Origin of the sequence: Dryocola sharpae, from assembly GCF_051307055.1 — a bacterium.
Classification (GTDB): domain Bacteria; phylum Pseudomonadota; class Gammaproteobacteria; order Enterobacterales; family Enterobacteriaceae; genus Dryocola.
Window position 1 is genome coordinate 3,076,401 of the sequence record NZ_CP149994.1, and the last position, 23,310, is coordinate 3,099,710.

The window sequence follows — 23,310 nt, forward strand, 5'->3', positions numbered from 1 at the left end:
GGCATGCGGGGGTTTAGGGGAAGAGTGTCCAGCAGGCTATCAGGCGTTGGCCTCAACGACCTCGCGGATCCGATCCTGATACTCGCGCATCTTCTGCGGCGTCATCATGCGGCGCTGGTCATCAAGCACCACGCCGCCGACCTCGTCGGCAATATGCTGAGCGGATTGCAGCATCAGCTTGAAGTTTTGATGCGGATCGCCATAAGAAGGCACCTGCATGAAAATTGTCACGCCGGGCGTTGCAAAGTTCGCCATAGTTTCCGGATCGAACGAACCGGGCTTAACCATATTTGCGAGGCTAAAGAGCACGGGGCCGCTACCGTCAGGGCTGAGATGGCGATGGAAGATGTTCATCTCGCCAAAGATAAAACCAGCCTGTTGAATGCTGTTGAGCAGCACGTCGCCGTTAATCATGCTGCCGGCATGGGCGGAAACGTTCATCACGATGACCGTTTCTTTAAGCGCTTGCGGAGCAGGAGCAGCGGGCGCGGGCTCTTCTGCTTTATGTTCTTCTATAACGGGCTCAGACACCGGCTCAGGCTGATAAACCGGCTGCGCCATCTGCGGTTCAGGCTCAGGTTGTCTTACCGATGCAGGCTGGTGGGCTGGTTCTGTCGGCTGCGTAAAAGCAGGCTGTACAGGCGCTTCCTGACGCGGTGCTTCCGGCACTGCGGGCTTCGGCGGCACGGGACGACGCGGCTCGGCCGAGGCATAAGGCGGTTCGTACTGATGCTGAGGCGCTTGCGGCTGACGAGGCGTTTCCGGCTCGCGAGTCACTGGTTCCTGCGCAGGCGTTACCCTACGCACGCGCACTTCACCTACCCCTTCATCTTCCTCATCGTCGGCGTCGTCTTCCGGTTCGTAGTCGTCACGCTTTAACTTCATGCGTTTCAACGGACGATCGCGGAAAACGGAAGAACGCTCCTTACGGCTGGTCCAGAGGCCATGAACCAGTAAGGCGATTATGGCGATCGCGCCAACAATGATTAATATCAGACGCAAATCCTGCATCATTATATTCTCTGTTGTTCTAACACCTTGCCAACGCGGCAAACATTTACTCACTAAGAGTATTTGCCCATCCGCTCAAGTGCAAGTACGCACACGGTTTTCTCCGCATAAAGATGTTACGAAATAGCCTTTTCGCTGTTTTTTCGACCATTTCTTAACGAGTTTTTCTCATTAGCCTCGGTTATGATGAACGCGCCTGTCATTACACTGACGTAAAAGGAGTCTCCGGGCTATGGTCTCATCTTCGGCGTTTGCCCCGAAAAGCGGCGTTTACTATTTTTCCCAGGGCTGGAAACTGGTGCGTGAGCCAGGTATCAAGCGCTATGTCATTTTACCTTTGCTGGTCAATATTCTGCTGATGGGCGGCGCGTTCTGGTGGCTGTTTACCCGTCTCGATACCTGGATCCCGACCATGCTTTCCCATGTGCCGGACTGGTTGCAGTGGCTGAGCTATCTGATTTGGCCGCTGGCCGTTATCTCGTTGCTGCTGGTCTTCGGTTACTTCTTCTCGACGTTCGCCAACTGGATTGCCGCGCCGTTTAACGGGCTGCTGGCTGAACAGCTTGAGGCCCGGCTGACGGGCGCCACGCCGCCAGACACCGGCGTGCTGGGCGTCCTGAAAGATGTGCCGCGTATCATGAAGAGGGAATGGCAAAAGTTCGCCTGGTATTTGCCGCGAGCGGTTGTGCTGCTGATTCTGTACTTTATTCCCGGTATCGGCCAGACGGTCGCCCCGGTATTGTGGTTCCTGTTCAGCGCCTGGATGCTGGCTATTCAGTACTGCGATTATCCGTTTGATAACCATAAAGTGCCGTTTCGCGAGATGCGCGTCGCGCTGCGGGAAAAGAAAGCGATCAATATGCAGTTCGGTTCGCTGGTCAGCCTTTTTACCCTCATCCCCTTCCTGAATCTGTTTATCATGCCGGTCGCGGTCTGCGGCGCGACGGCGATGTGGGTTGACTGCTATCGCGCCGGGCATGCCGTGTGGAAGTAGTTTTCTGGAGCGGCTTATGTCGCTCCTTATTCCTTCTTGCTTTTGCTTATTTCCCTTCTACATATAGATATACGATTTCTTTACTTCCCCATAGCTCACGAGCAGGTATGCTGGGGAGGTTTCCCAAATTTCATACAGTTAAGGACGGGCTATGAGCAAGATCTATGAAGACAACTCGCTGACAATCGGTCATACGCCGCTGGTTCGACTGAACCGCATCGGTAACGGACGTATTCTGGCGAAGGTCGAGTCCCGCAACCCAAGCTTCAGCGTCAAATGCCGTATCGGTGCCAATATGATTTGGGATGCCGAAAAACGTGGCGTGCTGAAACCTGGCATCGAGCTGGTGGAGCCTACCAGCGGCAACACCGGCATCGCACTGGCCTACGTTGCCGCGGCGCGCGGCTACAAGCTGACGCTGACCATGCCTGAAACCATGAGCATCGAGCGTCGAAAACTGCTTAAGGCGCTCGGCGCTAATTTAGTGCTGACCGAAGGCGCTAAGGGTATGAAAGGGTCCATTCAGAAAGCGGAAGAAATCGTCGCCAGCGATCCGGCGAAGTATCTGCTGCTGCAGCAGTTCAGCAACCCGGCCAACCCTGAAATTCATGAAAAAACCACCGGCCCGGAAATCTGGGAAGACACCGACGGGGAAGTTGACGTGTTCATCTCAGGCGTGGGTACCGGCGGTACGCTGACCGGCGTCAGCCGTTACATTAAAAACACCAAGGGTAAAACCGATCTGATTACCGTGGCGGTTGAACCGACGGACTCCCCGGTTATCGCTCAGGCGCTGGCGGGTGAAGAGCTCAAGCCGGGCCCGCATAAAATTCAGGGCATCGGCGCAGGCTTCATTCCCGGCAACCTCGATCTGAAGCTTATCGACAAGGTTGTAGCCATCACCAATGACGAAGCGATCTCCACCGCTCGTCGTCTGATGGAAGAAGAAGGCATCCTGGCCGGCATCTCCTCAGGCGCCGCCGTTGCCGCTGCGTTAAAGCTTCAGGAAGACGAAGCCTTTACCAATAAGAATATTGTGGTTATCCTTCCCTCTTCCGGCGAGCGTTATCTCAGTACGGCGATGTTTACAGAGCTCTTTACCGAAAAAGAACTGCAACAGTGATGCCAGGTTGTTTAAACTGACGAAAAAAGCACCCGAATGGGTGCTTTTTTGTGGTCTTCGTCAAAGTTTTGCCCACTTCAGCATTGCTTCACCTCGCCAGGTCTGGTATTTAACCAGCTAATTATTTTGATGCGCGAAATTAATCGCTTTGTGACGCAGGCAAGCTGAATCGATTTTACGATTTGGTTTAAGCCAGAACTTCACGGCATAATGGTTAAGGCCGAGCGAAACGCGAATTGTCGGGCAAACGCCGCCGCATCTTTCGTGCTTCTGAAAGCATTCTGTGTCGCATCCAGTTAACGCCGACGCTAACTATACAGGCTAAAGTTAAGCCACCAGGCTAGACTTTAGTTCCACAACACTAAACCTATAAGTTGGGGAAATACAATGTTCCAGCAAGAAGTTACCATTACCGCTCCGAACGGTCTGCACACCCGCCCTGCTGCTCAGTTTGTGAAAGAAGCAAAAAGCTTTGTCTCTGAGATCACCGTGACTTCCAACGGCAAAAGCGCCAGCGCAAAAAGCCTGTTCAAACTGCAAACTCTGGGCCTGACCCAGGGCACCGTTGTGACCATCTCTGCTGAAGGCGAAGACGATCAGAAAGCGGTTGAGCATTTAGTAAAACTGATGGCTGAACTCGAATAAGTTCTGGGTTCTTCGTAAATATCAGTCACAAGTAAGGTAGGGTTATGATTTCAGGCATTTTAGCATCCCCGGGTATCGCTTTCGGCAAGGCACTTTTGCTGAAGGAAGATGAAATTGTCATCGACCGGAAGAAAATTTCTGCCGACAAAGTTGAGCAGGAAGTTGAACGTTTCCTGTGCGGTCGCGCAAAAGCGTCCGCACAATTAGAAACGATCAAAATTAAAGCTGGCGAGACCTTCGGTGAAGAGAAGGAAGCTATCTTCGAAGGCCACATTATGTTGCTGGAAGACGAAGAGCTGGAGCAGGAAATCATAGCCCTTATCAAAGATAAGTTAGTCACTGCGGACGCAGCGGCTCACGAAATCATTGAAGGCCAGGCCACTGCCCTGGAAGAGCTCGACGATGAATACCTGAAAGAGCGTGCGGCTGACGTGCGCGATATCGGTAAACGTCTGCTGCGCAACATTCTCGGCCTGGCGATTATCGATCTGAGCGCGATTCAGGATGAAGTTATCCTGGTAGCCAAGGATCTGACGCCATCTGAAACGGCACAACTTAACCTGCAAAAGGTTCTGGGTTTCATTACCGATATCGGCGGCCGTACCTCCCACACCTCCATCATGGCGCGTTCTCTGGAACTGCCGGCGATCGTGGGCACCGGCAGCGTAACTTCCGCAGTAAAAAACGACGACTATTTGATCCTCGATGCGGTTAACAACAAAGTTTACGTTAACCCGACTAACGAAGAGATCGAAGCCCTGCGCGCCGTACAGCAGCAGGTTGCCTCTGAGAAAGCGGAGCTGGCGAAACTGAAAGACCTGCCGGCCATCACGCTCGACGGCCATCAGGTAGAAGTGTGCGCCAACATCGGTACCGTGCGTGATATCGACGGTGCAGAGCGCAACGGCGCTGAAGGTGTGGGCCTGTACCGTACCGAATTCCTGTTCATGGACCGCGACTCTCTGCCAACAGAAGAAGAGCAGTTTGCCGCGTACAAAGCCGTTGCTGAAGCCTGTGGCTCGCAAGCGGTGATCGTTCGTACCATGGACATCGGCGGCGACAAAGAGCTGCCGTACATGAACTTCCCGAAAGAAGATAACCCGTTCCTGGGCTGGCGCGCGGTGCGAATCGCCATGGATCGCAAAGAGATCCTGCGCGATCAGGTTCGTGCCATTCTGCGCGCATCCGCTTTCGGTAAACTGCGCATCATGTTCCCGATGATCATCTCCGTTGAAGAAGTGCGTGCACTGAAAAAAGAGATTGAAATCTACAAGCAGGAACTGCGTGACGAAGGCAAAGCCTTTGACGAATCAATCGAGATAGGCGTGATGGTGGAAACCCCTGCCGCCGCAACGATTGCGCATCATTTAGCCAAAGAAGTTGATTTCTTTAGTATCGGCACCAATGACTTAACTCAGTATACGCTGGCGGTTGACCGCGGTAATGATATGATCTCCCATCTTTACCAGCCAATGTCACCGTCCGTGCTGACCCTGATTAAGCAAGTTATTGATGCTTCTCATGCAGAAGGTAAGTGGACCGGCATGTGTGGTGAGCTTGCAGGCGACGAACGTGCTACACTTCTGTTGCTGGGGATGGGTCTGGATGAATTCAGTATGAGTGCCATCTCTATCCCGCGCATTAAGAAGATTATTCGTAACACGAACTTCGAAGATGCGAAGGTGTTAGCAGAGCAGGCTCTTGCTCAACCGACAACGGACGAGTTAATGACGCTGGTTAACAAGTTCATTGAAGAAAAAACAATCTGCTAATCCACCGGATGCGGCCCAATTTACTGCTTAGGAGAAGATCATGGGTTTGTTTGATAAACTGAAATCTCTGGTTTCTGATGATAAAAAAGACACCGGAACCATTGAGATTGTTGCCCCGCTTTCTGGCGAAATCGTCAACATTGAAGATGTTCCGGACGTGGTGTTTGCAGAGAAGATCGTCGGCGATGGCATCGCTATTAAACCTACCGGCAACAAAATGGTTGCTCCGGTTGATGGCACCATCGGTAAAATCTTCGAAACCAACCATGCCTTCTCTATCGAATCCGATAGCGGCATCGAGCTGTTCGTTCACTTCGGTATTGATACCGTTGAACTGAAGGGCGAAGGTTTTAAACGCATCGCAGAAGAAGGCCAGCGCGTTAAGAAAGGCGACGTGGTTATCGAGTTCGATCTGCCGCTGCTGGAAGAGAAAGCCAAGTCTACCCTGACGCCGGTTGTTATTTCCAATATGGATGAGATCAAAGAGCTGATCAAACTATCTGGTAGCGTGACCGTGGGCGAAACCCCGGTGATCCGCATCAAGAAGTAAGCTGAGCGCATACACATTAAAAACGGCACCCTTGAGGTGCCGTTTTTGTTTTTATCGGATCTTTAAATACCCGCGCCCTGCGCATAACTCTCTTCACCGAATACGCCTGTCGATAAATAACGGTCGCCGCGATCGCAAATAATCGCCACCACCACGCTTCCCGGATTGGCCTGCGCCACACGCAATGCGCCAGCAACCGCACCGCCGGAGCTTACGCCACAGAATATCCCTTCGCTTACTGCCAGGCGGCGCATGGTTTGCTCAGCTTCGGGCTGCGACATATCGATAACCTCATCGACAAGCTGCGGATTAAAAATCTTTGGCAGCCACTCCTCCGGCCAGCGGCGGATGCCCGGGATGCTGCTGCCCTCTTCCGGCTGCAGGCCTACGATAGTGACCTTTTTTTCCAGCTCGCGCATAAAGCGGCTCACGCCGGTAATAGTGCCGGTAGTTCCCATGCTGGAAACGAAGTGGGTGATACGCCCGTGCGTCTGCTGCCAGATTTCCGGCCCGGTAGTGGTGTAATGCGCGTAAGGATTATCGGGATTGTTAAACTGATCCAGCACCTTGCCTTCGCCACGTTCGCCCATTAAACGAGCCAGTTCACGGGCCCCTTCCATACCCTGCTCTTTGGTGACCAGAATCAGCTCTGCGCCATACGCCTGCATAGCGGCCTTGCGCTCCAGACTCATGTTATCCGGCATCAGCAATTTCATGCGATACCCTTTCAGGGCGGCAATCATCGCCAGCGCAATACCGGTATTACCGCTGGTAGCCTCGATAAGCGTATCGCCCGGCGCGATTTCACCGCGCTTTTCGGCCTGTACAATCATCGACAGCGCAGCGCGGTCTTTTACCGATCCCGCCGGGTTATTGCCTTCCAGCTTGACCCAGATCTCGCTGCCGTTTGTCAGGCCAGTACGCTGTAATTTTACCAGAGGCGTATTGCCGATTGTGCTTTCTAAAGTTGTCACTTGCTTACCCGGAAAATAAAAAAAGCGGCCGCAAAGGCCGCTGTAGCGATGCGTGTAGTGGCATAAACTTATCAGGCGGATTGCGCCAGGTCTAGCTGGCCATTATAAGTCCCCTGGATTCGGTTATTGCCATCATACAAACGGGCATGCTGCAGGCCGACGAACAGGCGCTCGCCGCGCACCGGCACGTGATCTTCGCGTAATACCACGGTCAGCGGCTCGTCATACCATCCCAGAGGCTGCACGACCAGCTGCATATAGTGGCCACGCGGGCTGGCTTCCAGCACCTGTACCGGCAAGGGAGAGTCCAGATTGGTGCGGCGGCTCACGTCCACTTCCCACGGGCGCAGAAACAGATCCACCGCTCCCTGATAGGCAGGCGTAAAGCCCAGCGGCCAGCGATGAGCGCCAACGTGGAACTGGCTGCCGCGAACGGTGCCCTTCATACGGTTTACTTCGCCGAGGAACTCAAGCACAAAGCGGGTTGCCGGTTCACGCCATACGGCCTCAGGCGTATCGACCTGTTCGATATTCCCCTGGCTCATTACCACGACCCGATCGGCGACTTCCATCGCTTCTTCCTGATCGTGGGTAACGAATACGCTGGTGAATTTCAGCTCTTCATGCAGCTGACGCAGCCAGCGGCGCAGCTCTTTACGCACCTGAGCGTCCAGCGCGCCAAAGGGCTCATCAAGCAGAAGTATTTGCGGCTCAACGGCCAGCGCACGCGCCAGCGCAACGCGCTGTTTCTGCCCACCGGAAAGCTGCGCCGGGAACCGATCGGCCAGATGGGAGAGCTGCACCATCTCCAGCAGACGGGTTACTTTTTGCTTAATCACCGCCGCAGACGGACGCTCGCGACGCGGCAGCACCGTCAGGCCAAACGCGATATTGTCGAAAACCGTCATATGACGGAACAGCGCATAATGCTGGAACACAAAGCCCACTTTACGATCTCGGGCGTGGATGCGGCTCACGTCCGTGCCGTGAAAGCTGATGCGCCCGCTATTCTGATGCTCAAGGCCCGCGATAATACGCAACAGCGTGGTTTTACCCGAGCCAGAAGGCCCCAGCAACGCGACCATCTGGCCGGAAGGGATATCCAGAGAGATATCGTTCAGCACCTGGGTGCGACCAAAAGATTTCTTAATATTGGTAATATCAATGCTCATGATTTCCCTCCTGCTGCAGGCGTTTTTCCTGATTATTCAGACGCCACTGCAGCGCACTCTTTAAAAACAGGGTAACGATTGCCATCAGAGTTAACAGCCCGGCGGCGGTAAACGAGCCGACGGTGTTGTAATCCTGCTGAAGTAATTCGACCTGTAGCGGCAGCGAGAACGTCTCGCCGCGTATGGAACCGGAAACAACGGAGACTGCGCCAAATTCGCCAATCGCGCGGGCGTTAGTCAGCACGACGCCGTAAAGCAGCGCCCAGCGGATGTTCGGCAGCGTCACGCGCTTAAACATCTGCCAGCCGGAAGCGCCAAGCAAAATAGCCGCTTCATCTTCCTGGCTGCCCTGGCTTAACATCACCGGCACCAGCTCGCGCACCACAAACGGACAGGTCACGAAGATAGTCACCAGCACCATGCCCGGCCAGGCGAACATAATCTGAATGTTATAGTCGTCCATAAAACCGGCTAACGGGCCGTTGGAGCCGTAGAACAACAGGTAAACCAGGCCGGCAACAACCGGCGAAACGGCAAAGGGAATATCCAGCAGCGTCAGCAGCAGCTGGCGGCCCGGGAAGTTAAAGCGCGTCACCAGCCAGGCGAGAAGAATACCGAACACCAGGTTCACCGGCACGGTAATCAGAGCGATCATCACCGTCAGCCAGATGGCGTGCAGCATGTCAGGGTCGGCAATATTTTGCAGCGCCGGCATCAGCCCCTTTGAGAAGGCCTGGGCAAAAATCGACGCCACCGGCACGACCAGCAGCAGAAACGAAATCAGCACGCCAAGGCCAATCAGCGCCCATTTACCCCAGTTAAAACCGGAGCGGCGATAGCTTTTCAATTCGGTAACGTCCGTCATCAGTGACCTACCACGCGTCGACCAAAGCGACTTTGCAGCGTATTTATGGTGAACAGCAGCAGCAGGGAAGCGGCGAGGATCACCGAAGCAATAGCGCTTGCAGCAGGATAATCAAACTCCTGCAAACGCACGAAAATCATCAGCGACGCCACTTCCGTTTTCCAGGCGATGTTCCCGGCGATAAAAATAACCGCGCCGAACTCGCCCAGGCTGCGCGTGAAGGAGAGCGCTATGCCCGCCATCAACGCAGGCGAAAGCTCAGGCAAAATAACGCGGCGAAAGCTCTGCCAGCGCGTTGCGCCCAGCGTTTCGGCCGCCTCTTCATATTCCGGGCCAAGCTCTTCAAGCACGGGCTGCACGGTACGCACCACAAAAGGGATGCTGGTAAAAGCCATCGCCACCGCAATGCCAAGCCAGGTATAAGTCACCTTGATGCCAAACTGCGCCAGCCACTCGCCGTACCAGCCGTTAACCGAAAACAGGCCGGCCAGCGTCAGGCCCGCCACCGCCGTTGGCAGCGCGAAGGGCAAATCCATTAACGCATCCAGCAGGCTGCGGCCCGGGAACTGATAGCGCGTTAAAATCCAGGCCATCAGCATGCCGAACAGGCCGTTAAACAGGGAAGCCACGCCTGCAGACAGCAGCGTAACTTTATAAGCCGCCACCACCTGCGGGTTGGAGATCACTTCCCAGTACTGCGCAAGCGTCATCTCAGAGAGCTGCATGACCAGCGCGCTTAACGGCAGCAATAAAATCAGGCAAACGAACAGCAAACTGGTGCCGAGGCTTAGCGTAAAGCCCGGCAGCACGCGTTTGGTAGAAACAGCAAACATTAGTTACGTCCTGCCGCGACCAGCTTGTCGAACTCGCCGCCGCTTGCGAAATGGGTTTTCATCGCTTCCGGCCAGCCGCCGAACACATCCTCCACGCGGAACAGCTCGGTTTGCGGGAATTTGTCTTTCAGCTTGTCCATCACTTCCGGGCTGTTCACGCGGTAGTAATAGTCGGTGATAATTGTCTGCGCAGCCGGGCTATACAGGAAGTTCAGATACTCCTTAGCCGCTTTTTCCGTACCGTTCGCCTTCACGTTCTTATCAACCCAGGCGACCGGGAATTCAGCCAGAATATTCACCTTCGGCACCACAACTTCGTAGCCGTCTTTTTCATACTGTTTGCGGATGTTGTTCACTTCAGATTCAAAGCTAATCAGCACGTCGCCCAGGTTACGTTCTACAAAAGTTGTGGTAGCGCCACGACCGCCGGTATCAAAGACTTCGACGTTTTTCAGGAACTGCGTCATAAACTGCTCGGTTTTGGCTTTATCGCCGCCGTCAGCTTTATTTGCCGCGCCCCACGCGGCAAGGTAGGTGTAGCGCGCGTTACCGGAAGTTTTTGGATTCGGGAAGATAAGCTTCACGTCCGGACGCACCAGATCGCTCCAGTCGTGAATGTTCTTCGGGTTGCCCTTACGCACCAGGAAAGCCATGGTGGAGTAGAAAGGCGAGCTGTTGTTCGGCAACCGGCTCTGCCAGTCCGCCGGGATCAGCTTGCCTTTGTCGTGCAGGATCTGTACGTCTGTCACCTGGTTATAAGTTACAACGTCAGCTTTTAAGCCCTGTAATATCGCCAGCGCCTGTTTTGATGACCCGGCATGAGATTGTTTTATCGTCAGCTTGTCGCCATTATTTTCCTGCGCCCATTTTTGTTCAAACGCGGGGTTTAACGCGGCGAACAGCTCGCGAGACACATCGTAAGAGCTGTTGAGCAGCTCCGTTGCATGGGCAGAGCCTGCCAGCAACGCAGAGACAACGAGCGCGTTCCATACTTTTTTAACTGACGTGTTTGCCATTGGGCACCCTTATTTGCGATAACGACCGTGCTTAACATCTCCTCAGTTTATTTATAACGCGAGCTAAAGCTGTAACGCTTTTATATACCGTTTGGTGATTTGCAATAAGAAAGGGATATAAGACGGGAGGCGCTGATTTGCGGGGCGGATAAGCGGAGGCGGCGGCCGACCTTTTCGGCAGTTTGTCGGGCGGCGCCAGCGCTCGCCCGACCTGCGAACTACAGGCTTAACAGCCTGTCCAGCGACGGGGCAAAGTAATAGCCGCCGGTCACCGGCCTGGTAAAGCGCAGCATGCCGTCGCGCCTGCCGTCTGTTTCGCCAAACATGCTCAACAGCTGCTGTTCAATATTGTGCAGACGCGCGCAGTAGGCGATAAAATAAAGGCCATGTGTACCGCTGGCTGTGCCGTACGGCAGGCTCTGGCGAACGATCTTCAGCCCTTTGCCGTTTTCTTTCAGATCGACACGGCTAAGGTGAGACGTTGCCGGACGCTCGTCGCCATCAATCTCTTCGTTGGCTTCTTTAGTACGGCCCATGATCATTTCCTGGTCGTCAACGCTCATACGGTTTAGCTGTTTGAGATTGTGCTCCCAGCGCTGTACGAATACGTAGCTGCCGCCAGCGTCAACGCCTTCGTCGATCACCGCCACTTCACGGCGACTATCTTCGCCCTGGGGGTTTTCGGTGCCGTCAACAAAGCCGCTCAGATCGCGATCTTCCACCCAGCGGAAGCCGTGAACTTCTTCTTCGACAGAAAGCGCGTCGCCGAAAGCGGCCAGCGCCGCCTGCGCAACGGAAAAGTTTACGTCGTGGCGCAGGGATAAAATATGGATCATCACATCGTGCTGGGTTGCCGGGGCCAGCCCTCTGCCCAGCGGCGCAAAGTTTTTCAGCTCTTCCGCGCCCACGCCGCCGCTCAAATCACGCCACAGGTCATGACCAAATGCCACTACCGCTCCCAGCCTCGCTTCCGGGAATTTTACCTGCAGCGCATTCAGCGATTGAGTAAAGGTCCTGCAGCCCTGACGAATGGCATCAAAATCACCCTGAATACTCGCCTCCAGCCAGACGGCGGCGCGACAGTGTTCCGGCAAAATACCGGTTTGAACCCGAGACATGAATCCTCCTGAATGTCAGCTGAGCGACTTTATAAGCACGTGGAAACGCTCACTCAACCGGACGTAAGTTCTTTTAGTTTGAAAATCAACTGGTTGATTATCTGGTTGAAAACAAAATGACCAGAAAAACGCGGTTTTCTGGTCATTTTCATCAAATATTAACGCCACGCAATGTGGCATTTATCGGCATATCATACCCGATTACGGCTGCGCCTTCTTGAGGAGACGCAAACCCGGCGCTGATTTATTTACGCCAGATGATTTTGCTGACGGTCCATTTTTTGAGCGTATCGTCGGCCGGCATCAGCCCTTCCGGTCCCCGCCATTCACCGCTAAACAGGTAGCTGATGTGCTGGCTGCCCGGCGCTTTACATTCCACGCTTTGGGCATCGTCGCCCGTACCTTTTGCGCATGCGCCGTAGGCTTTATCATACAGCTCGCTAAACGGCGTGCCGATCCCGACGCCGCTTTCGGTTTTAATTTCTTTATCCATAACGTCCACGCGGCTTACCGTGCCGTTATCGCCGTTCACAATAACCATCAGCGTCTTGTCATCCATCGCTTCGAAATAGCGAACCACGGAGCCGCTATCGGTTTTCATGCCGCTGCGCAGACGGTAATTATCGTTAAGCCCTTCGCTGACGGCTTCTTCATTCAAAGGCGTGCCGGCGTTTAAGCCGCCGACGCCCTGCTCGCTCACTTTGAGCGCGGAACCAAACCAGCTCATCGGCGAGAGGCTTGACCAGTGCATGTCAGAAATTGTCGAACAACCGCTGAGTATCAGCGGCACTCCTAACATCATCAGGCGCAAAGTTTTCATCAAAAATTCCTTCGTTTTGGAGTGATAACGGGCATTGGAGTACAAACTTCCTTAAAAGTGCCCTTCATTCACGCTGCGCCAAAAAGTAGTCGCGCAAACGGCGGCTGGTAAAGAGCCACCACAGGGCAAAAATGTCGCCGGTCAACAGCGCCAGCGTCACGCCGGTCAGCTCTTCTCCCTGGCAGATCGCCCCAATTTGCCATGCAAGTACGGCCGCCTGCGTACCGATTAAAACCCAGCGCCAGGCAGCCCAGACCCTCGGCCAGAGGTGGCGACGGCCGCTGAGGACAAACGCCAGCGCCGCCGGAATGCCGGGCAGCAGGCCCAGCCAGAAGCTGTCGCGATCGGGGTAGAACAGGCCGAGCAGGGCATCGCCCTGCTGGCGGGATGCGCCCGCCAGCACCAGCAAAAACCAGGTCCGCGCCTGAAACAGAAGAATGCACCAGAACAGAAAAGGCGTCTTCAGATTGCCGTGAACGTCGTAATCCGAAGGTGGATAGTTAAAAAGCATCAATACTCTTGATCTTCAATCAGGCGCTTGCCCAGCATCACCACATCCTGCTGTTCGTATTCCAGCCGCTCGTACATACCAATCACCAGATCGTTTTCTTCACGCACCATGATGTGGATTTTGGGACAGCCGCGCGCAATGAGCTTTTTCTCCAGGCGACTGAGTAACGCGTTGGCAATGCCGCGCCCGCGGAATTCAGGATGCACGCCAAGATAGTAGGCAGAGCCGCGGTGGCCGTCGTAACCGCCCATCAACGAGCCGACAACTTCCCCGCCCACTTCCGCCACCAGGAACAGATCCGCATCGTGCTGCAGCTTACGTTCGATATCCATTTCCGGATCGTTCCATGGCCGCAGCAGATCGCAGCGCTCCCAAAGGGTGATGACCTCTTCGAAATCTTCCTGCCGAAAAACGCGTATTTCCATGGTATTAGCCGCTTTTAGTCTGAAAAACCTGATTATGGCGTTTCCTTCCCATTAAGCCAATATCTGCCGCAAAAGCCGGTAAAAAATGGCATACTTGTCGCCCGTTCACGGATTGAAATGAAAAGATAAACTTTTCGGCCAAACGCCTGTCGTTAACGCATTGACGATACGATATAAATGCTAATCAAGAATTCATAAGATAAATAATTAGCCGCATGAGTAAAATTAAATCGCTGACGCACCTCACTACCCGCCGCCAGTTGCTGTTTACTGGTCTGGCTGCCCTGACCTTAACCGGCGCAAGTAAGGCGCTGGCCCGGCAGGAGAGCAAAACGCTCAAAACCACGGCTAACCACAGTAAGCCCGCAAAGAAATCCGGCGGCCGCCGCATTGTGATGTTAGATCCCGGCCACGGCGGCATTGATAGCGGCGCCATCGGACATAATGGCTCAAAAGAGAAACACGTGGTGCTGGCGATTGCCAAAAACGTGCGCAGCATCCTGCGCAGCAAAGGGATCGAGGCCAGGCTGACCCGCACCAGCGACGAGTTCATTCCTCTTTACGACCGCGTTGAGATTGCCCACAAGCACGGCGCGGACCTGTTTATGTCCATTCATGCCGACGGTTTTACCAGCCCAACGGCAGCAGGCGCGTCCGTTTTCGCCCTCTCCAATCGCGGCGCCAGTAGCGCCATGGCGAAATACCTTTCTGATAAAGAGAACGCCGCCGACGACGTGGCGGGCAGCAGGGTAAAAAACAAAGACCACTACCTGCAGCAGGTGCTGTTTGACCTGGTGCAGACGGATACCATCAAAAATAGCCTGACGCTTGGATCGCATATCCTCAAGCAAATCAAGCCGGTGCATAAGCTTCACAGCCGCCATACCGAGCAGGCCGCTTTCGTGGTGTTAAAATCACCCTCGATTCCTTCGGTGCTGGTGGAAACCTCATTTATTACCAACCCCGGCGAAGAGAAGCTTCTCGGCACCAGGGCGTTTCGCCATAAGATTGCCAGCGCGATAGCCGATGGCGTCATCAGCTATTTCAACTGGTTCGATAATCAAAAAGCACACGGCAGGAAACGTTAATCCGATGAATACGCCCGATATCCACCTCGTAAAACGGTACCTGTTGCAGCTGCAGGAGACCATTTGCCGACAGCTTGCCGACATGGATGGCGCTGCCTTTGAAGAAGATAGCTGGCAAAGAGAAGGCGGCGGCGGCGGGCGCAGCCGGGTATTACGCGGCGGAAACGTCTTCGAGCAGGCGGGCGTTAACTTTTCGCATGTCCATGGCGACGCCATGCCCGCCTCTGCAACCGCACACCGCCCGGAGCTTGCCGGGCGCAGCTTCGAAGCGATGGGAGTTTCGCTGGTCGTTCATCCGCTCAACCCTTATGTTCCCACCAGCCACGCCAACGTACGCTTTTTCATCGCTGAAAAGCCCGGCTGTGATCCGGTATGGTGGTTCGGCGGCGGCTTTGATTTAACGCCGTTCTACGGCTTTGCGGAAGACGCGATTCACTGGCACAAAACGGCCCGCGATCTGTGCCAGCCGTTTGGCGAAGACGTTTTCCCGCGTTACAAAAAATGGTGCGACGACTACTTCTTTATCAAACACCGCAACGAGCAGCGCGGCATTGGCGGGCTGTTCTTTGACGATCTGAATACGCCAGATTTCGATCGCTGCTTTAGTTTTATGCAGGCGGTCGGGAACGGTTATCTGCAGGCGTACCTGCCAATCGTTGAACGCCGCAAAGCCCTGCCGTGGGGAGAGCGTGAACGCGACTTCCAGCTTTATCGCCGCGGGCGCTACGTAGAGTTTAACCTGGTGTGGGATCGCGGAACGCTGTTCGGTTTGCAGACCGGCGGGCGCACGGAGTCGATCTTAATGTCGATGCCGCCGCTGGTGCGCTGGGAGTATAACTATCAGCCGGAAGAAGGCAGCCCGGAGGCCGCCTTATATCGTGATTTCCTGCCCGTTAAGGAGTGGGTTTAAGCATTTCGTAAGGTGGGTGGCGCTTGCGCCACCCACCTTCAGCATTACAGCGGAGTAGTCTGCGACTCAACCACCGCCAGCGCCACCATATTGACGATGCGGCGAACGGAAGCGATTGGCGTTAAAACATGTACCGGTTTCGCAACGCCCATCAGCACCGGCCCAACGGTTACCCCTTCAGAGCTGGAGACGCGCAGCAGGTTATAGCTGATACGCGCGGCTTCCACGTTTGGCATGATCAGGATATTCGCCGACCCTTTCAGCGGGCTGTCCGGCATGCGTTCGTTACGGATGCTTTCCACCAGCGCGGCATCGCCGTGCATTTCTCCGTCGATTTCAAGCTCGGGCGCACGCTCGCGAACCATCTCAAGCGTCGCGCGCATTTTGCAGGCGGCTTTTGAGTTGGAGGAACCGTAGTTTGAATGCGACAGCAGCGCCACCTTCGGCTCGATACCAAAACGACGCACCGTTTCCGCGGCCAGCAGGGTAATTTCCGTCAGCTCTTCCGGAGTTGGATCGTCATTTACATAGGTGTCGGCAATAAAGGTGTTACCGCTCGGCAGCAGCAGCGCGTTCATGGCGCCGGCGGCTTTTACCCCGTCACGATAGCCAAACAGCTTTTCCACTACTTCGAAATGCTCGTGATATTCACCGATGGTGCCGCAAATCATGGCGTCCGCTTCGCCGCGATGAACCATGATCGCGCCAATCACCGTGGTGTTGCTGATAACCGCACGCTGCGCCTGCTCCTGGGTGATGCCGCGGCGCTTCATGATGTTGTAGTACTCGTTCCAGTACTCTTTAAAGCGCGGATCGGATTCGTTGTTGACGATTTCGAAATCCGTGCCCGCACGCATTTGCAGGCCGAGCTTCTTCAGGCGCATTTCAATAACGGAAGGACGACCGATCAGAATCGGTTTCGCCAGGCCCAGCGTGATCAGTTCCTGAGTTGCATGCAGCACGCGGGCTTCTTCGCCTTCCGCCAGCACCACGCGTTTTGGTTCTTTGCGCGCCTGGGAGAAGATTGGCTTCATAAACAGGTTAGTTTTATAGACGAACTCGGTGAGCTTCTCTTTGTAGGCCTCGAAGTCCTCAATAGGACGCCTTGCCACGCCGGTATCCATCGCCGCCTTCGCAACCGCTGGCGCAATCTGCACGATAAGGCGCGGGTCGAAAGGTTTAGGGATCAGATACTCAGGCCCAAACGTCAGCTCCTCTTCGCCATAGGCGGAAGCCACCACGTCGCTTTGCTCGGCATGAGCCAGCTCGGCGATAGCGTGAACCGCCGCCAGCTTCATCTCTTCGTTGATTGCCGTCGCCCCTACGTCCAGCGCGCCACGGAAGATGAACGGGAAGCACAGCACGTTGTTTACCTGATTAGGGAAGTCAGAGCGACCGGTACAGATAATCGCATCCGGACGCACCTCTTTTGCCAGCGGCGGCAGGATTTCCGGCTCCGGGTTAGCCAGCGCCATAATCAGCGGCGCGCGCGCCATTTTCTTGACCATTTCCTGCGTCAGGACTTTCGGGCCGGAGCAGCCGAGGAAAATATCCGCGCCTTCGATGACCTCTTCCAGCGTACGTTTGCCGTTGTCGTCAACGGCGTAGGCCGCTTTAGTTTCCGCCATGTTTTCTTCACGGCCTTTATAGATAACGCCTTTGGAATCGCAAACCACAATATTGTGTTTCTGCATCCCCAGCGCCACCAGCAGGTTCATGCAGGCAATACTTGCCGCGCCCGCGCCGGAGACCACTAAACGAATATCGGAGATATTTTTTTCGATAACTCGCAGGCCGTTAAGCACCGCGGCGGTACAGATAATGGCGGTGCCATGCTGATCGTCGTGGAACACGGGAATGTTCATGCGTTCGCGCAGCGTTTTCTCAATGTAGAAACATTCCGGCGCTTTAATATCTTCTAAGTTTATCCCGCCGAAGGTAGGTTCGAGCGCGGCAATCACGTTAATCAGTTTGTCCGGGTCCTGTTCATCGATTTCAATATCAAACACGTCGATGCCGGCAAATTTTTTGAACAGAACGCCCTTTCCTTCCATAACAGGCTTACCGGCCAGCGCGCCGATATTGCCAAGCCCCAGCACGGCGGTACCGTTTGAAACCACGCCGACCAGGTTGCCGCGCGCGGTGTACTTATAGGCCGCCAGCGGATCTTTTTCGATTTCCAGACAAGGCGCCGCAACGCCCGGCGAATAGGCCAGGGCTAAATCACGCTGGGTAGCGAGCGGCTTGGTTGGCGAAACCTGAATTTTTCCGGGAATGGGGAATTCGTGAAAATCGAGGGCACTTTGCTTCAGTTGTTCATCCATTTCTTCGTTCCTTTCTTACTCATTATCAACGGGTCGCTAAGGTTACGTAGTATCACGCCTGCGTGCTTCGTAAACTTTGAACATGCCCATACTATCAACATCCCAGGGCAATTTTGTTAGGGAATTATAGTGACAATGTTACACGTCATTAACGGCAACCCCCTGGCCGTCTGCTATGCTTTTTAGTTATACATTTAATGGATTTCCCCCGTGAGCGACATGGAACGCTCCATAAAGACATTGTATTTCAAGGAGATATATATGAACCAGCTAGACGGTATTAAACAATTCACCACCGTGGTTGCCGACAGCGGCGATATTGAATCTATCCGCCACTACCAGCCTATGGATGCGACCACTAATCCATCCCTGTTGCTGAAAGCCGCAGGTCTGGAGCATTATCAATCACTTATAGAAGACGCGCTCGCCTGGGGTAAAAAGCACGGCGGCACCCGCGAAGCGCAGGTCAGCGAGGCCTGCGATAAGCTGGCCGTTAATTTTGGTGCAGAAATTCTGAAAAGCATCCCTGGCCGCGTCTCGACAGAAGTGGACGCCCGCCTCTCTTTCGATAAAGAAAAAAGCGTCGCGAAAGCGCGCCGTCTGGTTGAGCTCTATGCCGAGCAGGGCATTGATAAATCGCGCATTCTGATCAAACTGGCTTCCACCTGGGAAGGCATTCGCGCCGCAGAAGAGTTACAAAAAGAGGGGATCGACTGCAACCTGACGCTGCTATTCTCCTTCGCTCAGGCCCGCGCCTGCGCCGAAGCGGGGGTATTCCTTATTTCACCGTTCGTTGGCCGCATTTACGACTGGTATCAGGCGCGCAAGCCGATGGAGCCGTACGTGGTGGAAGAAGATCCGGGCGTTAAATCCGTGCGCAATATCTATGATTACTTTAAACAGCACAATTACAACACCGTGGTGATGGGCGCGAGCTTCCGTCGTACCGAGCAGATCCTGGCCCTCGCGGGCTGCGACCGCCTCACCATTGCGCCAAATCTGCTGCAGCAGCTGCAGGAAAGCGAAGAGCCGGTGATTCGTAAGCTGGTGCCGACCTCACAGGGCTTCCGTCGACCTGAGCCTTTGAGCGAAGCGGAGTTCCGCTGGGAACATAACCTGGATGCGATGGCCGTCGAAAAGCTGGCCGACGGCATTCGCCAGTTCGCCGTGGACCAGCGCAGCCTGGAAAATTTACTAGCAGCCAAACTTTAACAACACATTGGAGTGAAACATGTCATCTCGTAAAGAGCTTGCCAATGCCATTCGTGCCCTGAGCATGGACGCGGTACAAAAAGCAAATTCGGGCCACCCTGGCGCGCCAATGGGAATGGCAGATATTGCTGAGGTGTTATGGAACGACTTTCTTAAGCACAATCCCACCAATCCCGCCTGGGCCGATCGGGATCGCTTTATCCTCTCAAACGGACACGCCTCGATGCTGCTGTACAGCCTGCTGCATCTGAGCGGATATGACCTGCCGATGGAAGAGTTGAAAAATTTCCGTCAGCTTCACTCCAAAACGCCGGGCCACCCGGAAAAGGGCTACACGCCGGGCGTGGAAACCACCACCGGCCCGCTTGGCCAGGGTTTAGCTAACGCGGTGGGTCTGGCTATTGCCGAACGTACTCTGGGCGCGCAGTTCAACCGCCCGGATCATGAGATTGTCGATCACTTCACGTATGTATTTATGGGCGACGGCTGCCTGATGGAAGGCATCTCCCACGAAGTCTGTTCGCTGGCGGGTACGTTAGGGCTGGGCAAACTTATCGGCTTCTATGACCACAACGGCATCTCGATTGATGGTGAAACCGAAGGCTGGTTCACCGATGACACGGCAAAACGTTTTGAAGCCTATCACTGGCACGTCGTGCATGAAATTGACGGCCACGATCCGGAAGCGCTGAAAAAAGCGATTCAGGAAGCGCAAAGCGTAAAAGACAAACCTTCACTGATTATCTGCCGCACCGTCATTGGCTTCGGCTCGCCGAATAAAGCGGGCAAAGAAGAGGCGCACGGCGCGGCGCTTGGTGAAGAAGAAGTGGCGCTGGCGCGTAAACAGCTCGGCTGGAACTACCCGCCTTTTGAAATCCCAAAAGAGATTTATCGCGACTGGGATGCTAAAGAAGAAGGTGAAAAGGCCGAGGCCGCCTGGAAGGATAAGTTCGCCGCCTACGCTAAAGCCTATCCGGATCTTGCCGCCGAGTTTAATCGTCGTATGGACGGTAAAATGCCGGAAGGCTGGCAGGAAACCACGCAGAAACTGATTGAGGATTTGCAGGCTAACCCGGCGAAAATCGCCACGCGTAAGGCTTCACAAAATACGCTTAACAGCGTCGGGCCGCTGTTGCCTGAGCTGCTCGGCGGCTCGGCCGATCTCGCGCCAAGCAACCTGACAATCTGGTCCGGCTCCAAATCCATTAAGGAAGATCTCGCCGGCAACTACATTCACTACGGCGTGCGTGAATTCGGCATGACGGCAATCGCCAACGGCATTGCCCACCACGGCGGATTTGTTCCCTATACCGCAACGTTCCTGATGTTCGTGGAGTATGCCCGTAACGCGGCGCGTATGGCGGCATTGATGAAAGCCCGTCAGATCATGGTTTATACGCATGATTCAATCGGGCTGGGCGAAGACGGACCGACGCACCAGGCGGTTGAACAGCTTGCCAGCCTGCGCCTGACGCCAAACTTCAGCACCTGGCGCCCCTGCGATCAGGTGGAAGCTGCGGTAGCGTGGAAGGCGGCTATCGAGCGCCATACCGGCCCGACGGCGCTTATTCTCTCTCGTCAGAACCTGGCGCAAATGGAGCGAAGCCCGGAGCAGCTCAAAGCGATAAGCCGCGGAGGGTATATTCTGCAGGAGAGCGACGGCACCCCGGATATTATCCTGATCGCCACCGGCTCGGAGATGGAAATTACCGTGCAGGCCGCGGATAAACTCACTGCCGAAGGCCACAAGGTTCGCGTTGTTTCCCTGCCGTCGACGGATGTGTTTGACGCCCAGGATGAAGCGTACCGCGAAGCGGTATTACCTTCCGATATCGCCGCACGCGTGGCGGTGGAAGCGGGTATTGCGGATTACTGGTACAAATATGTCGGCCTGAAAGGCGCCATCGTCGGCATGACCAGCTACGGCGAGTCAGCGCCAGCCGATAAGCTCTTCCCGTACTTTGGTTTCACCGCTGAGAACGTGGTGGAGAAGGCGAAGAAGGTGTTGAGTAAAAAAGCCTGACTAGAGCGGCGGATGGCGCCTGCGCTTATCCGCCCTACTTTTCATTAATTTATAATCCGGTCAGCGCAGCGACAAATGGCAAAAAGCTACTTAGTCACCCACAACGTCGGCCACGCTCCGCTGCCGTGCCAGCCGTCGCAGGTTGGCTCTTCGGCATAGCGTACCAGGCGAAAGCGCTGACCATCGAAGCGCCAGCGGCTGGACGCCCCGCAGTCTCCCAGACCTCGTCCTTTAGCAATAGTCGTCAGCTCTTTGTTCGTTTCGTCATAGCCTGCGTTCATCAGCTCTAAATCAGCATTGCCGCTGGCTGGCGTAAACGGCAGCCGCAGAAGGACTTGCCGCGAAGCGAACGGCTTGCGGCGGGAGACGAGCCAGGCAAGATCGACAACGTTGTAAGCCCCGGCCTCGCAGCTTACCAGCATCAGGGCCCTGTCGTCGCTGACGGCAAAAATGCGCACTTCGCGGCGCATCGGATCGAGCGAACACTGGCTGTTGTTCATCCGCCAGGCGCCGTAATCCAGCAAATCGTTAAGTTCATCCTGAGTAAAGGGAGTTGGGGTGGGATTGACGATCGTAATTTCCTTCAGGGCGGGAGCTGGCGGCACGCTGAGCGGCGGATCGTCCCCTTTTTTAATCCACGCCGTTTCGCTGCCCACGCGTTTTTGCTGGCTATCGATAAACAGCAGCGCCGCTTTCAAACCGGAAAGCGAAATTGTCTCCTGCCCGTCCTTTAACGTAATGGCGGTAGCGTTACCGATTTTATCCAGCAGGTTATTAATGGCGTTAGCATCGCCGGTAATCAGATGGTGCGGCGTCTCCCGCCACTTTTTTTTATCCAGCTCCAGCGGTTCGCCATCAAGCTGCAGCCGCGGGGCAATGGGCAGCGCCCCGGTTTCCGCCGTCTCCAGATTGCCTAAGTCGATGCGCAGGTTGATGTCCGTATGTGCCCCTGCGCTGCGGGTAAGCGTCATCACCAGCCCATGGTGCAAGCCGGTATTACGCGCCGAGCAAAAATTCTGGTTGTTGCAGGTAACCTGCCAGTCAGAAAAGGATTCTTGTGCCGGGGCAGCGATCGCCGTGCTCGCCAGAAGCAGACTTGAGAGTAAAAGCGATTTCATCCGGTAATACATTAGCGGCACATATCCTGAGAAGACGAAGGGAGAAAAACGTACTAATTTTGGCGATATCTTCGGCTTCTCAGGGCCCCTGCTCAATCGGATTTATCGGATAGAGTTGTACAAAAAATGCATCAAATAAGTCATTGAAATAAAAATACTTTATTCCATTACTTTGCGTAACTGCAGCTGCTGCAACAAAATAACCGTTTTACCGTCACGAATTTCGCCACTGTTTACCATCTCCAGCGCCTGTGCAAAAGGCAGCTCCAGCACGTCAATATCTTCGTCATCGATGCCCCCGCCGGCGGATTCGCGCTGGGCATCGGTATATTCGGCAAGATAAAAATAGATAAGCTCCGTCACGCCGCCTGGCGACATGTAAAGCTCAAACAGCTTCTCGACTTCGCCAACCAGATAGCCCGTCTCTTCCATTGCCTCTTTACGCGCGCAGACCTCCGGCTCGTCGGCGTCCAGCAGCCCTGCGCAGGCTTCGATCAGCATGCCGTCCGCGTTGCCGTTGACCCAGGTTGCCACCCGAAACTGACGCGTCAGCACCACGGTTCTCTTTTCACGGTTGTACAGCAGGATGGTCGCGCCGTTACCGCGATCGTAAACCTCGCGCCTGTGACGAACAGCTTCGGCGGCGTTGCGCGATAAATCGTAGGTGATATTGCGCAGGATAAAGTAATTATCTGAGAGGATTTTATCTTTGATGATTTCGATTTTTAACGACATGGGCTCTCCGCAACGGGTAATGGGAGCCGGTAATCATAGGCCGTTGTGTTAGCGTTGTCTCGTCTGGTTTT

Annotated in this window: 22 protein-coding genes; 9 read left to right on the forward strand and 13 right to left on the reverse strand. The window is 54.7% G+C overall.

Features of this window, described 5'->3' with window-relative positions; genetic code table 11:
- Nucleotides 1-39: 39 nt before the first annotated feature.
- Nucleotides 40-1,014: a cell division protein ZipA gene (gene zipA / locus WLO31_RS14670; protein WP_435927345.1), complete on the reverse strand. Its 975-nt coding sequence runs from the start codon at nt 1,012-1,014 to the stop codon at nt 40-42.
- Between the two features lie 229 nt (nt 1,015-1,243).
- Between zipA and cysZ the strand changes: the two genes are divergently transcribed.
- The 5 genes from cysZ to crr all read left to right on the forward strand — a co-directional run bounded on the left by cysZ (nt 1,244) and on the right by crr (nt 6,095).
- The gene (gene cysZ / locus WLO31_RS14675; protein WP_435927346.1) at nt 1,244-2,005 is read left to right on the forward strand and encodes a sulfate transporter CysZ; all 762 of its coding nucleotides are present in this window, start codon (nt 1,244-1,246) and stop codon (nt 2,003-2,005) included.
- Between the two features lie 151 nt (nt 2,006-2,156).
- Nucleotides 2,157-3,128: a cysteine synthase A gene (gene cysK / locus WLO31_RS14680; RefSeq protein WP_435927347.1), complete on the forward strand. Its 972-nt coding sequence runs from the start codon at nt 2,157-2,159 to the stop codon at nt 3,126-3,128.
- A gap of 387 nt (nt 3,129-3,515) precedes the next feature.
- The gene (gene ptsH, locus WLO31_RS14685) at nt 3,516-3,773 is read left to right on the forward strand and encodes a phosphocarrier protein Hpr (RefSeq protein WP_167613546.1); all 258 of its coding nucleotides are present in this window, start codon (nt 3,516-3,518) and stop codon (nt 3,771-3,773) included.
- Nucleotides 3,774-3,817: 44 nt separating this feature from the next.
- The gene (gene ptsI, locus WLO31_RS14690; protein ID WP_435927348.1) at nt 3,818-5,545 is read left to right on the forward strand and encodes a phosphoenolpyruvate-protein phosphotransferase PtsI; all 1,728 of its coding nucleotides are present in this window, start codon (nt 3,818-3,820) and stop codon (nt 5,543-5,545) included.
- A 40-nt stretch (nt 5,546-5,585) separates the two neighbouring features.
- A complete protein-coding gene (gene crr, locus WLO31_RS14695; RefSeq protein ID WP_121266075.1) occupies nt 5,586-6,095 on the forward strand; it encodes a PTS glucose transporter subunit IIA in 510 nt (169 codons plus the stop codon).
- Between the two features lie 62 nt (nt 6,096-6,157).
- Here the strand turns inward: crr and cysM are convergent, their stop codons facing one another.
- From cysM to WLO31_RS14740, 9 genes are all read right to left on the reverse strand, one after another.
- A complete protein-coding gene (gene cysM, locus WLO31_RS14700) occupies nt 6,158-7,069 on the reverse strand; it encodes a cysteine synthase CysM (protein WP_435927349.1) in 912 nt (303 codons plus the stop codon).
- A gap of 71 nt (nt 7,070-7,140) precedes the next feature.
- The gene (cysA, locus tag WLO31_RS14705; protein WP_435927350.1) at nt 7,141-8,241 is read right to left on the reverse strand and encodes a sulfate/thiosulfate ABC transporter ATP-binding protein CysA; all 1,101 of its coding nucleotides are present in this window, start codon (nt 8,239-8,241) and stop codon (nt 7,141-7,143) included.
- Nucleotides 8,231-9,106, reverse strand: coding sequence for a sulfate/thiosulfate ABC transporter permease CysW (gene cysW, locus WLO31_RS14710; protein ID WP_435927352.1), 876 nt, complete (start codon nt 9,104-9,106; stop codon nt 8,231-8,233). Before cysW ends, cysA begins: the two co-directional genes overlap by 11 nt.
- Entirely contained in the window at nt 9,106-9,939 is an 834-nt protein-coding gene (cysT, locus tag WLO31_RS14715) for a sulfate/thiosulfate ABC transporter permease CysT (RefSeq protein ID WP_435927353.1), read from the reverse strand. Before cysT ends, cysW begins: the two co-directional genes overlap by 1 nt.
- Entirely contained in the window at nt 9,939-10,955 is a 1,017-nt protein-coding gene (locus WLO31_RS14720) for a sulfate ABC transporter substrate-binding protein (RefSeq protein ID WP_435927354.1), read from the reverse strand. Before WLO31_RS14720 ends, cysT begins: the two co-directional genes overlap by 1 nt.
- 218 nt (nt 10,956-11,173) lie before the next feature.
- Complete coding sequence (locus WLO31_RS14725; RefSeq protein ID WP_435927356.1) at nt 11,174-12,073, reverse strand: Dyp-type peroxidase; 900 nt, start codon at nt 12,071-12,073, stop codon at nt 11,174-11,176.
- 244 nt (nt 12,074-12,317) lie between these two features.
- A complete protein-coding gene (locus WLO31_RS14730) occupies nt 12,318-12,893 on the reverse strand; it encodes an RpoE-regulated lipoprotein (protein WP_435927357.1) in 576 nt (191 codons plus the stop codon).
- A 64-nt stretch (nt 12,894-12,957) separates the two neighbouring features.
- The gene (locus WLO31_RS14735) at nt 12,958-13,404 is read right to left on the reverse strand and encodes a DUF2919 domain-containing protein (protein ID WP_435927358.1); all 447 of its coding nucleotides are present in this window, start codon (nt 13,402-13,404) and stop codon (nt 12,958-12,960) included.
- Complete coding sequence (locus WLO31_RS14740; protein WP_435927359.1) at nt 13,404-13,829, reverse strand: GNAT family acetyltransferase; 426 nt, start codon at nt 13,827-13,829, stop codon at nt 13,404-13,406. Before WLO31_RS14740 ends, WLO31_RS14735 begins: the two co-directional genes overlap by 1 nt.
- A gap of 215 nt (nt 13,830-14,044) precedes the next feature.
- Here WLO31_RS14740 and amiA point away from each other — a divergent pair, with 215 nt between their 5' ends.
- Nucleotides 14,045-14,917 (forward strand): N-acetylmuramoyl-L-alanine amidase AmiA, encoded by an 873-nt coding sequence (gene amiA, locus WLO31_RS14745; RefSeq protein WP_435927360.1) that lies wholly within the window; start codon nt 14,045-14,047, stop codon nt 14,915-14,917.
- Nucleotides 14,918-14,921: 4 nt separating this feature from the next.
- Nucleotides 14,922-15,827 carry an oxygen-dependent coproporphyrinogen oxidase gene (gene hemF, locus WLO31_RS14750; protein WP_435927361.1) on the forward strand — a complete coding sequence of 302 codons (906 nt, stop codon included), beginning with the start codon at nt 14,922-14,924 and terminating at the stop codon, nt 15,825-15,827.
- Nucleotides 15,828-15,871: 44 nt separating this feature from the next.
- On the opposite strand, the gene maeB is transcribed toward hemF, so the two are convergent.
- Entirely contained in the window at nt 15,872-18,151 is a 2,280-nt protein-coding gene (gene maeB / locus WLO31_RS14755; protein WP_435927362.1) for an NADP-dependent oxaloacetate-decarboxylating malate dehydrogenase, read from the reverse strand.
- Between the two features lie 261 nt (nt 18,152-18,412).
- On the opposite strand from maeB, the gene tal reads away from it, so the two are divergent.
- Nucleotides 18,413-19,363 carry a transaldolase gene (gene tal / locus WLO31_RS14760; RefSeq protein WP_435927363.1) on the forward strand — a complete coding sequence of 317 codons (951 nt, stop codon included), beginning with the start codon at nt 18,413-18,415 and terminating at the stop codon, nt 19,361-19,363.
- A gap of 19 nt (nt 19,364-19,382) precedes the next feature.
- Nucleotides 19,383-21,386, forward strand: a complete 2,004-nt coding sequence (gene tkt / locus WLO31_RS14765) for a transketolase (RefSeq protein ID WP_435927364.1) — start codon at nt 19,383-19,385, stop codon at nt 21,384-21,386.
- 86 nt (nt 21,387-21,472) lie between these two features.
- Here tkt and WLO31_RS14770 read toward each other — a convergent pair whose 3' ends face one another.
- Both WLO31_RS14770 and nudK read right to left on the reverse strand, forming a co-directional pair.
- Nucleotides 21,473-22,516 (reverse strand): DUF1176 domain-containing protein, encoded by a 1,044-nt coding sequence (locus WLO31_RS14770; protein ID WP_435927365.1) that lies wholly within the window; start codon nt 22,514-22,516, stop codon nt 21,473-21,475.
- A 147-nt stretch (nt 22,517-22,663) separates the two neighbouring features.
- The gene (nudK, locus tag WLO31_RS14775) at nt 22,664-23,239 is read right to left on the reverse strand and encodes a GDP-mannose pyrophosphatase NudK (protein WP_435927366.1); all 576 of its coding nucleotides are present in this window, start codon (nt 23,237-23,239) and stop codon (nt 22,664-22,666) included.
- Between the last annotated feature and the right edge of the window lie 71 nt (nt 23,240-23,310).